Annotated in this window: 14 protein-coding genes and 1 tRNA gene; 6 read left to right on the top strand and 9 right to left on the bottom strand. The window is 67.8% G+C overall.

Features of this window, described 5'->3' with window-relative positions; genetic code table 11:
- The 3 genes from AC07F0_RS04115 (at position 1) to pknB (ending at position 5,126) form a co-directional block, all read left to right on the top strand.
- Positions 1 to 1,458 (top strand): FtsW/RodA/SpoVE family cell cycle protein, encoded by a 1,458-nt coding sequence (locus AC07F0_RS04115; protein WP_478973918.1) that lies wholly within the window; start codon positions 1 to 3, stop codon positions 1,456 to 1,458.
- Positions 1,455 to 2,930 carry a peptidoglycan D,D-transpeptidase FtsI family protein gene (locus AC07F0_RS04110; protein WP_478973916.1) on the top strand — a complete coding sequence of 492 codons (1,476 nt, stop codon included), beginning with the start codon at positions 1,455 to 1,457 and terminating at the stop codon, positions 2,928 to 2,930. Before AC07F0_RS04115 ends, AC07F0_RS04110 begins: the two co-directional genes overlap by 4 nt.
- 168 nt (positions 2,931 to 3,098) lie before the next feature.
- Positions 3,099 to 5,126 carry a Stk1 family PASTA domain-containing Ser/Thr kinase gene (gene pknB, locus AC07F0_RS04105; protein ID WP_478973914.1) on the top strand — a complete coding sequence of 676 codons (2,028 nt, stop codon included), beginning with the start codon at positions 3,099 to 3,101 and terminating at the stop codon, positions 5,124 to 5,126.
- 95 nt (positions 5,127 to 5,221) lie between these two features.
- On the opposite strand, the gene AC07F0_RS04100 is transcribed toward pknB, so the two are convergent.
- From AC07F0_RS04100 to AC07F0_RS04075, 6 genes are read right to left on the bottom strand one after another with little or no spacing between them, the layout of a single operon-like run.
- Entirely contained in the window at positions 5,222 to 5,977 is a 756-nt protein-coding gene (locus AC07F0_RS04100; protein WP_478973912.1) for a class E sortase, read from the bottom strand.
- A 13-nt stretch (positions 5,978 to 5,990) separates the two neighbouring features.
- Positions 5,991 to 7,142: a class E sortase gene (locus AC07F0_RS04095; RefSeq protein ID WP_478973910.1), complete on the bottom strand. Its 1,152-nt coding sequence runs from the start codon at positions 7,140 to 7,142 to the stop codon at positions 5,991 to 5,993.
- On the bottom strand, positions 7,139 to 7,777 hold the full coding sequence (locus AC07F0_RS04090) for an aminodeoxychorismate/anthranilate synthase component II (protein ID WP_010032593.1): 639 nt from the start codon (positions 7,775 to 7,777) through the stop codon (positions 7,139 to 7,141). The genes AC07F0_RS04095 and AC07F0_RS04090 overlap by 4 nt, the downstream gene beginning before the upstream one ends.
- Positions 7,774 to 7,971, bottom strand: a complete 198-nt coding sequence (locus tag AC07F0_RS04085; protein WP_307176295.1) for a hypothetical protein — start codon at positions 7,969 to 7,971, stop codon at positions 7,774 to 7,776. The genes AC07F0_RS04090 and AC07F0_RS04085 overlap by 4 nt, the downstream gene beginning before the upstream one ends.
- A 17-nt stretch (positions 7,972 to 7,988) precedes the next feature.
- Entirely contained in the window at positions 7,989 to 8,684 is a 696-nt protein-coding gene (locus AC07F0_RS04080) for a class E sortase (protein WP_478973907.1), read from the bottom strand.
- A gap of 22 nt (positions 8,685 to 8,706) precedes the next feature.
- Positions 8,707 to 9,489, bottom strand: coding sequence for a DUF881 domain-containing protein (locus AC07F0_RS04075; protein ID WP_478973904.1), 783 nt, complete (start codon positions 9,487 to 9,489; stop codon positions 8,707 to 8,709).
- 139 nt (positions 9,490 to 9,628) lie between these two features.
- Here AC07F0_RS04075 and crgA point away from each other — a divergent pair, with 139 nt between their 5' ends.
- Positions 9,629 to 9,883 carry a cell division protein CrgA gene (crgA, locus tag AC07F0_RS04070; RefSeq protein WP_010032600.1) on the top strand — a complete coding sequence of 85 codons (255 nt, stop codon included), beginning with the start codon at positions 9,629 to 9,631 and terminating at the stop codon, positions 9,881 to 9,883.
- Between the two features lie 257 nt (positions 9,884 to 10,140).
- On the opposite strand, the gene AC07F0_RS04065 is transcribed toward crgA, so the two are convergent.
- The gene (locus AC07F0_RS04065; RefSeq protein ID WP_478973901.1) at positions 10,141 to 11,031 is read right to left on the bottom strand and encodes a rhomboid family intramembrane serine protease; all 891 of its coding nucleotides are present in this window, start codon (positions 11,029 to 11,031) and stop codon (positions 10,141 to 10,143) included.
- Between the two features lie 99 nt (positions 11,032 to 11,130).
- Positions 11,131 to 11,658, bottom strand: coding sequence for a peptidylprolyl isomerase (locus AC07F0_RS04060; protein WP_478973899.1), 528 nt, complete (start codon positions 11,656 to 11,658; stop codon positions 11,131 to 11,133).
- A 385-nt stretch (positions 11,659 to 12,043) separates the two neighbouring features.
- Between AC07F0_RS04060 and AC07F0_RS04055 the strand changes: the two genes are divergently transcribed.
- The gene (locus AC07F0_RS04055) at positions 12,044 to 12,745 is read left to right on the top strand and encodes a DUF5324 family protein (RefSeq protein WP_478973896.1); all 702 of its coding nucleotides are present in this window, start codon (positions 12,044 to 12,046) and stop codon (positions 12,743 to 12,745) included.
- A 144-nt stretch (positions 12,746 to 12,889) separates the two neighbouring features.
- Here the strand turns inward: AC07F0_RS04055 and AC07F0_RS04050 are convergent.
- A tRNA-Ala gene (locus AC07F0_RS04050) sits at positions 12,890 to 12,962 on the bottom strand.
- 183 nt (positions 12,963 to 13,145) lie between these two features.
- Between AC07F0_RS04050 and AC07F0_RS04045 the strand changes: the two genes are divergently transcribed.
- Positions 13,146 to 13,694, top strand: coding sequence for a helix-turn-helix domain-containing protein (locus tag AC07F0_RS04045; RefSeq protein WP_243380052.1), 549 nt, complete (start codon positions 13,146 to 13,148; stop codon positions 13,692 to 13,694).
- The last annotated feature ends 180 nt before the right edge of the window (positions 13,695 to 13,874 follow it).

Raw genomic sequence — 13,874 nt, 5'->3', positions numbered from 1 at the left:
ATGAGCGGTACGAACACATCGCACTCGCCGCAGCACCACACGTCCACGATCGGCGCGATCGGCGCACCGAGCAGACGCAACACCGAGCTGGCACTGCTGGTGTTCGCCGTCGTCATCCCGGTGTTCGCCTACGCCAACGTCGGCCTGGCCATCAACGACTCGGTACCGCCGGGCCTGTTGAGCTACGGCCTGGGGCTCGGGCTGCTCGCGGGCGTCGGCCATCTCGTCGTACGGAAGTTCGCGCCGTACGCGGACCCGCTGATGCTGCCGCTGGCGACGTTGCTGAACGGGATCGGTCTGGTCGTCATCTGGCGGCTGGACCAGTCGAAGAAGCTCCAGGCGAGTAGGACGTTCGTCGAGGCGGCTCCCCGTCAGCTGCTGTACTCCGCCATGGGCGTCGCCCTGCTGGTGGCCGTGCTGATCTTCCTCAAGGACCACCGCGTCCTGCAGCGCTACACCTACATCTCCATGGCCGGCGCATTGTTCCTGCTGGTCCTGCCGCTCGTGCCCGGACTCGGGGCGGACGTCTACGGCGCCAAGATCTGGATCAAGATCCCCGGCCTCGGTACGCTCCAGCCCGGCGAGTTCGCGAAGATCGCCCTCGCGGTCTTCTTCGCCGGCTACCTCATGGTCAAGAGAGACGCCCTGGCCCTGGCCAGCCGCCGCTTCATGGGCCTGTACCTGCCGCGCGGTCGCGACCTCGGTCCGATCCTCGTCGTCTGGGTGATCTCGATCCTCGTCCTGGTCTTCGAGACCGACCTCGGAACGTCGCTGCTGTTCTTCGGAATGTTCGTCATCATGCTGTACGTCGCCACCGAGCGGACCAGCTGGATCGTCTTCGGTCTGCTGATGTCCGCGGTCGGCGCCGTCGGTGTGGCGAGCTTCGAACCGCACATCCAGACGCGTGTGCAGGCCTGGCTCGACCCGATGCGCGAGTTCGAACTCTCCCGCGCCGGCGTCCAGGACGGTGTCGTCCACTCCGAGCAGGCCATGCAGGCCCTGTGGGCCTTCGGCTCCGGCGGCACGCTCGGCACCGGCCTCGGTCAGGGCAACTCCGACCTCATCGGCTTCGCCGCCAACTCCGACTTCATCCTCGCCACCTTCGGCGAGGAGCTGGGCCTGGCGGGCGTCATGGCGATCCTGCTGCTCTACGGCCTGATCATCGAGAGGGGCGTTCGGACCGCGCTCGCGGCCCGCGACCCGTTCGGCAAGCTGCTGGCCATCGGCCTGTCCGGCGCCTTCGGCCTCCAGGTCTTCGTCGTGGCCGGCGGTGTCATGGGCCTCATCCCGCTGACCGGTATGACGCTGCCGTTCGTGGCCTACGGCGGTTCCTCCGTGATCGCCAACTGGGCTTTGATCGGCATCCTGCTGCGCATCAGCGACACCGCCCGCCGCCCGGCTCCTGCTCCCGCCGGTAACCCCGACGCCGAGATGACTCAGGTGGTCCGCCCGTCATGAACAAGCCCCTGCGCCGAATCGCGATCTTCTGCGGCCTGCTCGTCCTTGCCCTGCTGATCCGCGACAACTGGATCCAGTACGTCAAGGCCGACGAGCTGAGGACCGACACCAAGAACCGCCGCGTCTCGATCGAGCGTTACGCCTCGCCGCGCGGCGACATCATCGTCGGCGGCGACCCCATCACCGGGCACGCGACGACCACGTCGGGCGACTTCAAGTACAAGCGCACCTACAAGGACGGGCCCATGTGGGCGCCCGTCACCGGCTTCGTCTCGCAGGCCTTCGGCGCCAACCAGCTGGAGAACCTCGAGGACGGCATCCTCACCGGCAACGACGACCGGCTCTTCTTCCGCAACACGCTCGACATGCTGACGGGCAAGAAGAAGGAGGGCGGCAACGTCGTCACGACGCTCAACGCCGCCGCGCAGAAGGCCGCATACAACGGCCTGGAGAAGCAGGGCGGCAAGGGCGCGGTCGTGGCGCTGGAGCCGTCCACCGGCAAGATCCTGGCGCTGGCGTCCTTCCCGTCGTACGACCCCTCGTCGATCGCCGGCAACAGTTCCAAGGACGCCGAGGCCTGGAAGAAGCTGGACAAGAAGAACAACCCGGACGACCCGATGCTCAACCGGGCCCTGCGTGAGACGTACCCGCCCGGCTCCACCTTCAAGGTCCTCACCGCGGCCGCCGCCCTGGAGGACGGGCTGTACACGGAAGCGGACCAGCAGACCAAGACGCCGCTGCCGTGGACCATGCCGGGTACCACGACGGAGCTGAAGAACGAGGGCAACATCCCCTGCAAGAACGCGACGCTGCGGGTGGCGCTCCAGTACTCCTGCAACACCGTCTTCGGCAAGATCGGCGCCGACCTCGGCAACGAGAAGATGCTGGCTGCGGCCAAGAAGTTCGGCTTCACCGAGGAGCAGTTCACCCCGGTCCGCTCCAGCGCGTCGGTGTTCTCCGACAACATGAACCCCTCGCAGACCGCGCTGTCCTCCATCGGCCAGTTCAACACCGCGGCCACCCCGCTGCAGATGGCCATGGTCGCCTCGGCCGTCGCCAACAACGGCACCCTGATGAAGCCGTACATGGTCGACGAACTCCAGGCCCCGAACGTCGACACCATCGAGAAGACCGAGCCGGAGGAGCTGAGCAAGCCGATGTCGGCCGAGAACGCCCAGATCCTCCAGTCGATGATGGAGACCGTGGTCGAGAAGGGCACGGGCTCGAACGCCAAGATCCCCGGCGTCAAGGTGGGCGGCAAGACCGGTACCGCCCAGCACGGTGTCGACAACAGCGAGAACCCCTACGCCTGGTTCATCTCGTACGCCAAGGGCGACGACGGCAGCTCGCCGGTCGCCGTGGCGGTCGTGATCGAGGACGACAACGCCGTCCGTGACGACATCTCCGGCGGCGGCCTCGCGGCGCCGATCGCGAGGAACGTGATGGAGGCGGTCATCAAGAGCAAGCAGTGACTCCGCTCACGTCTGCTTCACAACGGTGCACGTTGCGATACCGGTCCTGTATCGGCTGACGGGCTCGGCCAGGTCACACAATGCGAGCCGGGTACGGTAGGCCCGGACGGCAGCCTCCGACCGTACAAGCTTCCGGTCGGGACCGACGGAGAGGGCTGGTAGGTAGCTATGGAAGAGCCGCGTCGCCTCGGCGGCCGGTACGAACTGGGCCAGGTGCTCGGGCGTGGTGGCATGGCGGAGGTCTACCTCGCGCATGACACCCGCCTCGGCCGCACCGTGGCGGTGAAGACGCTGCGCGCGGATCTCGCGCGTGACCCTTCCTTCCAGGCCCGGTTCCGCCGGGAGGCCCAGTCGGCCGCCTCGCTCAACCATCCCGCGATCGTCGCGGTCTACGACACGGGCGAGGACTACATCGACAACGTGTCGATCCCGTACATCGTCATGGAGTACGTAGACGGCTCGACACTCCGCGAACTGCTGCACAGCGGCCGCAAACTCCTGCCCGAGCGTGCCATGGAAATGACCATCGGCATCCTGCAGGGCCTGGAGTACGCCCACCGCAACGGCATCGTCCACCGCGACATCAAGCCGGCGAACGTCATGCTGACGCGCAACGGCCAGGTCAAGGTGATGGACTTCGGCATCGCCCGCGCCATGGGCGACTCCGGCATGACGATGACGCAGACGGCGGCCGTCATCGGCACCGCCCAGTACCTCTCGCCGGAGCAGGCGAAGGGCGAGCAGGTCGACGCGAGGTCGGACCTCTACTCCACCGGCTGTCTGCTGTACGAGCTCCTGACGGTGCGGCCTCCCTTCGTCGGCGACTCCCCGGTCGCCGTCGCGTACCAGCACGTACGCGAAGAGGCCCAGGCCCCGTCGGTCTTCGACCCCGAGATCACGCCCGAGATGGACGCGATCGTCCTCAAGGCACTGGTCAAGGACCCCGACTACCGCTACCAGTCGGCCGACGAGATGCGCGCCGACATCGAGGCCTGCCTCGACGGCCAGCCGGTCGCGGCCACGGCCGCGATGGGCTCGGTGGGCTACGGCGGCTACCCCGACGACCAGCCGACGACGGCCCTGCGCGCGGACTCCGGCGCGGGCGCCACGTCGATGCTGCCCCCGATGAACCCGGACGACGACGGCTACGGCTACGACGACCGCCCGGACCGGCGCCGCCAGCAGCAGCGCAAGTCCAACACCTCGACGATCCTGCTGGTCGTGGCGGGCATCCTCGTGCTGGTCGGAGCGATCCTGATCGGGCGGTGGGCGTTCAGCGGCAACGGAGGGGTGGGTGACGACACCATCGCCGCGCCCAACTTCGTCGGTGAGACGCAGGAGAACGCCCGGAAGCTGGCCGACAACGCCGACCTGAAACTGACCTTCTCCAAGAAGCCCTGCGAAAAGCAGATCAAGGGCAACATCTGCTCGCAGGACCCGAAGGCCGAAGCAGAGGTCCAGAAGGGCGACACCATCGCCCTGGTGGTGTCGACCGGGGCGCCGAAGGTGACGGTCCCGGACGTGACCGGTCTGACCTACGAGAAGGCCGAGGCCATGCTCGAGGGCAAGGGCTTCCAGGTCGATCAGAAGACGGAGGAGTCCGACCGCACCCCCGGCGTGGTCATCGAGCAGGACCCCAAGGGTGACACGGACCAGGAGAAGGGCTCCACGATCACCCTCACCGTCGCCAAGGAGGCGGAGAAGTCCACCGTCCCGGACGTCCTCGGCCAGAGCTGCGACCAGGCCAAGGCGCAGATGCAGGCCAGCAACCTGGTCGGCAACTGCACCGAGGTGGAGACGGACGACGACAACCAGGTCGGCAAGGTCATCCAGACCACGCCGCAGGCCGGCACGTCGGTCGACCCGAACTCGTCGGTCAACATCCAGATCGGCAAGAAGAAGGAAAAGCAGAAGACGCGCGTGCCCCAGGTCGTCGGCCAGAACGTCGGCCAGGCCAAGCAGATCCTCGCGGCGGCCGGCTTCACCAACATCCAGTTCGCGGGCGGCAGCGACCAGAGCGACACCGCCATCGTCGCCGCCCAGGACCCGCAGGGTAACCAGGAGGTCGACGACCCGGCGGCGACGACGATCACTCTCCAGACCGTCGGCATCGGCAACAACGGCGGCAACAACAACGGCGGCGGCGGCGGCAACGGCGGCATCTTCGGCGGCATCACCGGCCGCGAGGAGGACTGACCGCCGGGGTCGCACCCGAGTGACGCCAGAGCCCCGGCACCCTTCACAGGGTGCCGGGGCTCTGCCGTGCGGTGGCGTCGCCAGTCCGCAGTGCGCTAGGAGCGCAGTTCCTTCGGCGGTGTCCGGTCCGCGTTCACCTTCTCCACCCGCTCCAGCTCGCCCCACACGATGTACCGGTACGTGCTCGTGTATACCGGCGTGCAGGTCGTCAGCGTGATGTAGTGGCCCGGCTTCTTCTTGCCGGACTCCTTCGGGACCTGTGAGAGGACCTTCACGTTGTACTTCGAGGTCTCGGGAAGGATGTCGTAGACCTTGTAGACGTACCACTTGTCCTTCGTCTCGAAGACGATCGGGTCGCCCATCTTGATCTTGTCGATGTTGTGGAACTTGGCACCGTGCCCGTCCCGGTGGGCCGCGAGGGAGAAGTTGCCCTTCTTGCCCGACATCGGCAGGACCGCCTTGACGGGCTCGGTGTAGTACCCGGCGACACCGTCGTTGAGGATCTTGTTCGTCGTGCCCTTCTCGACCAGGACCTCGCCGTTCGCCATCGCCGGCACGTGAAGGAACCCGATGCCGTTCTTCGTGTCCAGCGCACCGGGGCCGCCCCGGCCGTGAGCCCAGTCGTCACGGACCTTGTCCGCCTGCTTCCCGGCCGCACGGTCGGCGACCACGTTCGTCCACCAGAGCGAGTAGGCGACGAACAGGCCCAGCACCAGGCCCGCGGTGATGAGGAGTTCCCCGAAGACGCTCACCGCCATGGCGATCGGGCCGGGACGGCGCCGGGCCGCGGACGGCCGGGACGCCTGCGCGCCGGTGTGCTCTTCGTGCTCCGTGTCGGTGGTCGCTGCCACTGGTCATCTGCCCTTAACTGACGAGCGCATCCGGCTTGCCCTTGCTGCGCGGCCGTTCCTCGACCATCTTGCCCCAGACGATCATCCGGTACTTGCTGGTGAACTCCGGCGTGCACGTGGTCAGCGTGATGTAACGGCCGGGCTCGGTGAACCCCGACCCCGGGGGGACGGGGTTCAGAACGCTCGTGTTGCTGGGCGCCGTGACCGGCAGGATCGACGCCATCTTGTAGACGTAGTACTTGTCCTGCGTCTCCACGACGATCGGATCGCCCTTGGTGAGCCTGTTGATGTACCGGAACGGTTCTCCATGGGTGTTGCGGTGGCCCGCGAGCCCGAAGTTCCCGGTCTTGTCACCGGGCATCGCCGTCTTCAGCGCGCCCTCGGCGTAGTGGCCGACCATGCCCCGGTCGAGCACGCCCTTGCTGCTCGTGCCCTCGGCGATCGGCACCACCACGTCCAGCTTCGGGATGTGCAGGATGGCGAAGCCCTGCCCGGGCTCGAAGACTCCCGGGTTGCGCTTGCCGTTCGCCCAGTCGTCCTGGAGGCTGCTGGCCTCCTTGCCGGCCTGCGCGTGCGCCCGCACGTTCGTCCACCACAGCTGGTACGTGACGAACAGCAGCATCAGCACACCGGTGGTGATGAACACCTCACCTATCGCCCGGCTGGCCACCACCGCCGGGCCCGGCTTGCGCGCCCGCGCCTGCCGCCGCGCCTCGACCCGCGACAGCGGCGCCCGCCGCTCCTCTCGCGCCGAGCCCTGGACCGATTCCTGCGCCGCGCGGCCCTCCGCAGCGCCGCCATGGCGCCCGTGACGGCGCTTGGCGGCCTTCCTGCGGGCCGCACGGCCGCCGTGGGCGGGTCCGCCGTGCCGTGTCACGGAAGAGCCCACAGCGGCGGATACGGGGTCACCGGCCGCGGCCGGTGGCGGATCCGGTATCCGCAGCGCCACCGTCTCCTCGTCGGCCGGAGGCAGATACGGCTCGTCCGGGACGGGCTCGTACGACGCCGGGTACGGCTCAGGCGAGGACGGCTGCGCCTGCGGTTCCGGCCGCGGAGAAGCCCCGTACGCCCCTCCACCCGACCAGTCCTCGAACGCACCCGCCACCCCGTACGACTGCTGCCCGTACGAGGTGTCGGACTCGCGCTCGGGGCGCAGCGCCGTCACGCCGTGGCCCTGCCCACCACCGGGGCGAGCCCGGCCGACCTCGCCACCGCGCCCTGGTCGCCGCACTCCACCAGCCAGTTGGCGAGCATCCGGTGCCCGTGCTCGGTCAGCACCGACTCGGGGTGGAACTGCACGCCCTCGACCGGCAGTTCGCGGTGCCTCAGACCCATGACGATCCCGTCGTGCGTCCGGGCCGTGACCTCCAGCTCGGCCGGGACCGTCGCGGGCTCGGCGGCCAGCGAGTGGTAGCGCGTCGCCGTGAAGGGCGAGGGCAGGCCGGCGAAGACACCCCGGCTGGTGTGCTCGACCAGCGAGGTCTTGCCGTGCAGCAGCTCGGGCGCGCGGTCCACGACCCCGCCGTACGCCACCTGCATCGACTGCATGCCGAGGCAGACACCGAAGACCGGGACGCCCGTGGCGGCACAGTGCCGGACCATGTCGACACAGACGCCCGCCTCCTCCGGCGTGCCGGGACCCGGGGAGAGCAGAACACCGTCGAAGCCGTCCTGGGCGTGCGCCGTCGACACCTCGTCGTTGCGCAGGACCTCGCACTCGGCGCCCAGCTGGTACAGGTACTGGACCAGGTTGAAGACAAAGCTGTCGTAGTTGTCGACGACGAGAATGCGCGCGCTCACTGGTTGTCCACCGTCACATCGTTGAAGGGCAGCAGCGGTTCCGCCCACGGGAAGACGTACTGGAAGAGGACGTAGACCACGGCCACGACCAGGACGAGTGAGATCAGCGCCTTCACCCACGTGTTCCCCGGCAGATGCCGCCAGATCCAGCCGTACATGCCGTCCCTTCCGTCGTACCACGGCACCAGACCCACGCCGTACAACCACCAGACTAACGGCGCAACGCCTCAGGTTTCCCTGCCTCCACAGGCTGTGTGGAGTCCAGGTGCGCCCAGACGATCAGCCGATGACTGTGTCCCCACTCCGGTTCGCACGTGGTCAGCGTCAGATAGCGGCCTGAACGCGTGTACCCGGATGTACGTGGGACAGGGTCGATCACCTCGATGTCGGAGGGCACTGTTTTGTACGGGCCTTTGTCGATCCGATACGTGAACCAGGTCGCGCCGTCGGTCAGCACCACGGCGTCACCCCGCCTCAGCTGGGGAAAGTCCTTGAAGGGGTCACCGTGGGTGCGCCGATGGCCGGCGACCGCGAAGTTCCCCTTCTGACCGAGCCCAGCGGTCTGCGCGTAGTGGCCCAGGCCCTTCTTCAGGGTGCCGGTGGCCGTGCCTTCGAGCACCGGCTTGTTCCACGTGAAACCAAGACGCGGGATGTACATGATCGCGAAAGGCCTGCCCTCGGCGTAGGGCGCGGGTTTCGGCGGGCCCGCGGTGTTCGCGGTGGAGGAGCCGGCCGCCGCGGGAGGCGCGCTCGACTTCGCCCACTGCTCCTGGAGCAGTTCGATCTGGTCGTCCATGACATCGTCGGCCCGCACGCCGGTCCAGAACAGCACGTAGACCACGAAAAGCACGATCAGGCTGCCGACGGTGATGCACAGTTCGCTGACGGTCCTGACGATCACACGCACCGGCGGCTCCCCCGGCCAGGCTCTACTCCTCCATGGGCTTCGCGTAGTGCAGATCCACTGTGCCCGAGTAGCCGGGAAGAGTCACCGGCCCGTTCTCCTCCACTTTCCAGCCGAGCCCGTAGACGTTGACGTAGACCATGTAGTTCTGGATCGCCGGGGACGCCGCGAGCGCCTTCTGGAGCTTGTCCGGGTCGCCGACCGCCGTGATCTTGTACGGCGGTGAGTAGACGCGGCCCTGGAGGATCAGGGTGTTGCCCACGCAGCGCACCGCGCTGGTGGAGATCAGCCGTTGGTCCATGACCTTGATGCCCTTGGCCCCGCCCTGCCACAGCGCGTTCACCACGGCCTGGAGGTCCTGCTGGTGGATGACCAGGTAGTCGGGCTGCGGCTCGGGGTAGCCGGGCAGCTTGGCGGTGGCGTCCGGCGGGGCGTCGTTGAGCGTGACCGTGAGCGACTCGCCCGTGAGCTTCTGCGTGCCCGCGCGCCTCTCCAGGGCGGTGAGCTTGTCGTCCTCCGCCTTGGTGCTGCCGTCGTCGCGCTCGGCGAGCGCCTCTATCTCCTGGCGCAGGGTCCCGTTGGTCTCGTCCAGTTCGCCGTTCTCCCGGCTGCGCTCCTGGATGAGGTCGGACAGCTTCAGCAGCGAGGTGTCCGTGCGGATGTTGGTGCCCTTGGCGGTGTCGAAGCTGGTGAAGAAAATGAGTCCCGCGAGAGCGAAGACGGCCGCCGTGAGGATCCGCACGGGCCGGAAACGGCGCGCGCGCTCAGGGGTGGATCCCGTCCCGGGGGAGTCGGCAGAATTGCTCAACGTACCCTTATCTCCTTCGGCGCCACGGAAGCACTACGCTAACGGACGCCCGGGGGAGCACTCAGAGTCCCCTCACGCTGCCCCGAGACCGACCCAGTTACCTGCGCGGCCACGCAGCGCATCGACAGGAGAGACCCTCGTGCCGAAGTCACGTATCCGCAAGAAGGCCGACTACACGCCGCCGCCCGCGAAGCAGGCGACCGCGATCAAGCTGAACAGCCGTGCCTGGGTCGCGCCCGTCATGTTGGCCATGTTCCTCATCGGCCTGGCCTGGATCGTCGTCTTCTACGTCACCGACGGGTCGCTGCCCATCGACTCGCTGGGCAACTGGAACATCGTGGTCGGCTTCGGCTTCATCGCTGCCGGATTCGGTGTCTCGACCCAGTGGAAGTAGCGGTCACCGGCAGGTGAACGCAGCTCTGCCCAGGGTTGTTCACTGAGTTATCCACAGCGGTTTTCCACAGGTGGAAAAGAAACGACGATCTGTGGATAACTCGTTGAGTGTTGACGCCAGTATGACGGAAGTACCGCAACTCGAAAACTTGTTCGCCCCCTGCCTGACCTGCGGAAACGCGGGTCAGTGTCAGGGGGCACAGGTGTTCCCGCACCCTATGCACAAGATCCGCCACCCGCTGTGGACAACGCTGGCGCTCAGCTGAGCTGGGCCGTCCTCAACAGGGTCAACAGGATGACCACGGCGAGGACCAGCGCACACGTGCCGTACTGGATCAGGGCACGTCGCTCGCGCGGGGCGTGGACCATGGCGTATCCGACGACGACACCGGCGACGAGGCCGCCGATGTGGGCCTGCCAGGAGATGTTGAAGCCCGGGCTGAAGGTGAAGATCAGGTTGATCACGAGCAGCGCGATGATGGGCCGCATGTCGTAATTACGCCGGCGCATCAGCACGGCCGTGGCGCCGAACAGGCCGAAGATCGCGCCGGAGGCGCCCAGCGTCGCCGTGTTCGGCGAGGCCAGCAGATAGGCCAGGGTGCTGCCCGCGAGTCCGGAGATGAAGTAGAGCGCGAGATAGCGCACACGGCCGAGAGCCGCTTCGAGTGGGCCGCCGAGCCACCAGAGGCTGAGCATGTTGAACGCGATGTGCCAGATCTCCTGGTGCGTGAACATCGACGTCACCATGCGGTACCACTCGCCTCCCGCCACGCCTTGTGTGGGCGTGAAGGGCGCGGGCGGCCAGGCGCCGACCAGGGCGAGGTCGGTCGCGAGAGACTCCTGGGCCTGGATGGCGATGAAGACGGCCAGGTTGATCCCGATGAGGATCTTGGTCAACAGGCGGGGGTCGGCGTGGAGGGTGCCGCCGGCGATCGTCCGGGGCATGGCGGCCGTGGGCGCGTGACCGGTGCCGGAGCCGCTGCGGACGCACTCGGGGCACTGGAAGCCGACGGAGGCGTTGACCATGCACTCGGGGCAGATCGGGCGCTCACAGCGGGTGCAGCGGATGCCCGTCTCGCGATCCGGGTGGCGGTAGCACATGGGGACGCTGTGGGCGTCCTGCGGGCTGCCCGCAGCCTGGTCGTCCATGGGATCCCCTTGGTCGTGATGAGAAAAGCCCGCCCCGCTCATCTTTACGGACGAGCGGGGCGATTGGTTCCCTGCGAGGGCTTCGGCACTCGGCGGGTCTCAGCGGTTCTCGATGACGACCGACTCGATGACCACGTCGTTGACCGGGCGGTCGGTGCGCGGGTTCGTCTGGGTCGTGGCGATGGTGTCCACGACCTTCTGGCTGGCCGCGTCGGTGACCTCGCCGAAGATGGTGTGCTTGCGGTTCAGCCACGCCGTCGGGGAGACGGTGATGAAGAACTGAGAGCCGTTGGTGCCCGGGCCGGCGTTGGCCATCGCCAGCAGGTAGGGCTTGTCGAAGCGCAGGTCCGGGTGGAACTCGTCCTCGAACTGGTAGCCGGGGCCGCCGGTGCCGTTGCCCAGCGGGTCACCGCCCTGGATCATGAAGCCACTGATCACCCGGTGGAAGACCGTGCCGTCGTAGAGCCTGTCCGTGGTCTTCTGCCCCGTCTGCGGGTGGGTCCACTCCCGCTCGCCCTGGGCGAGCTCGACGAAGTTCTTGACCGTCTTGGGGGCGTGGTTCGGCAGAAGCCGGACTTCGATATCGCCGTGGTTGGTCTTCAGGGTGGCGTAGAGCTGCTCAGCCACGATCTGCCTTCCGTTGTCTTTCTGTGACTCCCTGATCCTCGCATGAACGGGGCTCCGCGTCGCCCGGCCTCGGTTCATGGGAGGCGAACCGGGTCGGCCGCTCGCGGAAAACCAGTCGAGTAGTCCCGGGGCGGGGGCGCGCGGCGGCGATCCGTGGCATTGTCGACGACAAGCTCCTGTTGAACCCTATTCATCCGCTATTGCAGGTGATCGGCTCCCGATCAGTGTTCGGTCCGCTCTTGATCGGTTCTCGACCGGAGGTGGCCCGGAGCCGGCTCCCGTGACCCGGATGCCCGCCCGCGCATGCCTGGCGGTGCGCCGGGAGGCATGATCCGTAAAAGGGTGGAAAGTCGAAATACCGTACGCCACCGAGGAGGAGGAACCCGTGACCCGCATCGACAGCGTGCGCGCCGCGACAGGTTCGGCGAAGGACAGCGTGCTGCACGCCGCGGAAGTGGTGGCGCCCTACGCCGACACGGCCAAGGACAGGGCCGCGCACTACGCACACGAGGCACGCGTACGGCTAGCGCCCAAGGTGACGCAGGCCGCCGGGCAGGCGCGCGTCCAGTACGGCGCCTATGTGCAGCCGTATCTGGAGCAGGCCCGCACGCATGTGCCGCCGAAGGTCGACCAGGCCGCCCACGAGGCCGCCGTCCGCACGCGCAAGGCCGCCCGGCAGGCGGCGGAGTACTCCAGGCCGAGGCTCGAGCAGGCGATGGCCGCGGCCGTGCCCGTCACGAGCGAGGCCGCTGCCCGGAGCGTGGCCGCGATGGCCGCGTTGCGCGGGCAGGTCTCGTCGAAGGAGGTCCAGAAGCTGATCCGCAGGCAGGAACGGCGGGCGAAGGCCGGCCGGGCCATGAAGACGCTGGTCGTTCTGGGCGCCCTCGCGGGCGGTGCCTTCGCGGCCTGGAAATGGTGGGACAAGCAGGCCAACCCGGACTGGCTGGTGGAGCCGCCCGCCGCGACGGAGGTTCCCGAGTCGGGCCGTCTGTCCTCCGTGGACGGCAGTGGCGAGTCCGTTCTGGACCCGGAGGTCGAGGCGAAGCAGGCCGAGGACGAGGCCTCCAAGCCCGACGACCGTCCCTGACGGCCGCCGGATCCAACAGCACGGCGGGGCGGGAGACTTGAGGCTCGGACATCAGAGCCCGGGAGTCTCCCGCCCCGCCGTGCTGTTTCACGTGAAACAAAAGCCCCCCAAACCACGTTTTCGCAGTTCGGAGGGCTCTGAGAGTGGAGCCTAGGGGAGTCGAACCCCTGACATCTGCCATGCAAAGACAGCGCTCTACCAACTGAGCTAAGGCCCCGGAAGAGGAACGTCCGTCCGGAGAAAATCTTGTCCCGGCGGGCGTCGGAGACCAGAGTACCGGGTCACCCCCATGATTCCGCAAAAGGATTGGGGGTCCCCGTCGCCGACCACTCTCCGTAAGATGCTCGGCGTGGTTCGCTACCGCGAACCGCCGTACTTGGGGAAGCGATGGGGAGACGCAATGGACGCCGCACAGCAGGAAGCCACCGCAAGAGCGCGGGAACTGCAGCGGAACTGGTACGGGGAGCCGCTGGGGGCGCTCTTCCGTAGGCTCATCGACGATCTTGGTCTCAACCAGGCTCGTCTCGCGGGGGTTCTGGGACTGTCCGCACCTATGTTGTCGCAGCTCATGAGCGGCCAGCGGGCGAAGATCGGCAACCCCGCCGTGGTGCAGCGGGTGCAGCTGCTCCAGGACCTGGCGGGGCAGGTCGCGGACGGCAGCGTGAGCGCGGCCGAGGCCACGGAGCGCATGGAGGAGATCAAGAAGTCACAGGGGGGTTCGGTGCTCAGCAACACCACGCAGACGACGAGCAGTTCAGGGGCGCCCACGGTCAAGCGGGTCGTCCGGGAGATCCAGTCGCTGCTGCGCTCGGTCGCGGCGGCGGGTGACATCATCGACGCCGCGGAGACGCTCGCCCCGACCCACCCGGAGCTGGCCGAGTTCCTCCGGGTGTACGGCGCCGGCCGCACGTCGGACGCGGTCGCGCACTACCAGTCCCACCAGAACTGATCCCGTCACCCGGCCGCCGAAGGGGGTTCGGCACCGGGCTTCGGGTGAGGTGACGGGGGCTGCGTCACGGTACGGGCGGACACGAGGGGGCGTGTTTCGTACGGGGGACCGTTCGACGCGAGGGGGATGTGTATCGCTCATCGGGGGATTCATTGGGGGGGCGCAGGGAGCCGTTTCGCC

This window comes from Streptomyces sp. NPDC045955 (genome assembly GCF_056430805.1).
This window is presented reverse-complemented; position numbering and strand designations above follow the sequence as displayed.

Bases quoted from the DNA above. Each gene is read 5' to 3' on its own strand.
- AC07F0_RS04115 (WP_478973918.1), top strand. From the start codon at position 1: ATGAGCGGTACGAACACATCGCACTCGCCGCAGCACCACACGTCCACG.
- AC07F0_RS04110 (WP_478973916.1), top strand. From the start codon at position 1,455: ATGAACAAGCCCCTGCGCCGAATCGCGATCTTCTGCGGCCTGCTCGTC.
- pknB (WP_478973914.1), top strand. From the start codon at position 3,099: ATGGAAGAGCCGCGTCGCCTCGGCGGCCGGTACGAACTGGGCCAGGTG.
- AC07F0_RS04065 (WP_478973901.1), bottom strand. From the start codon at position 11,031: ATGGACGACCAGGCTGCGGGCAGCCCGCAGGACGCCCACAGCGTCCCC.
- AC07F0_RS04045 (WP_243380052.1), top strand. From the start codon at position 13,146: ATGGACGCCGCACAGCAGGAAGCCACCGCAAGAGCGCGGGAACTGCAG.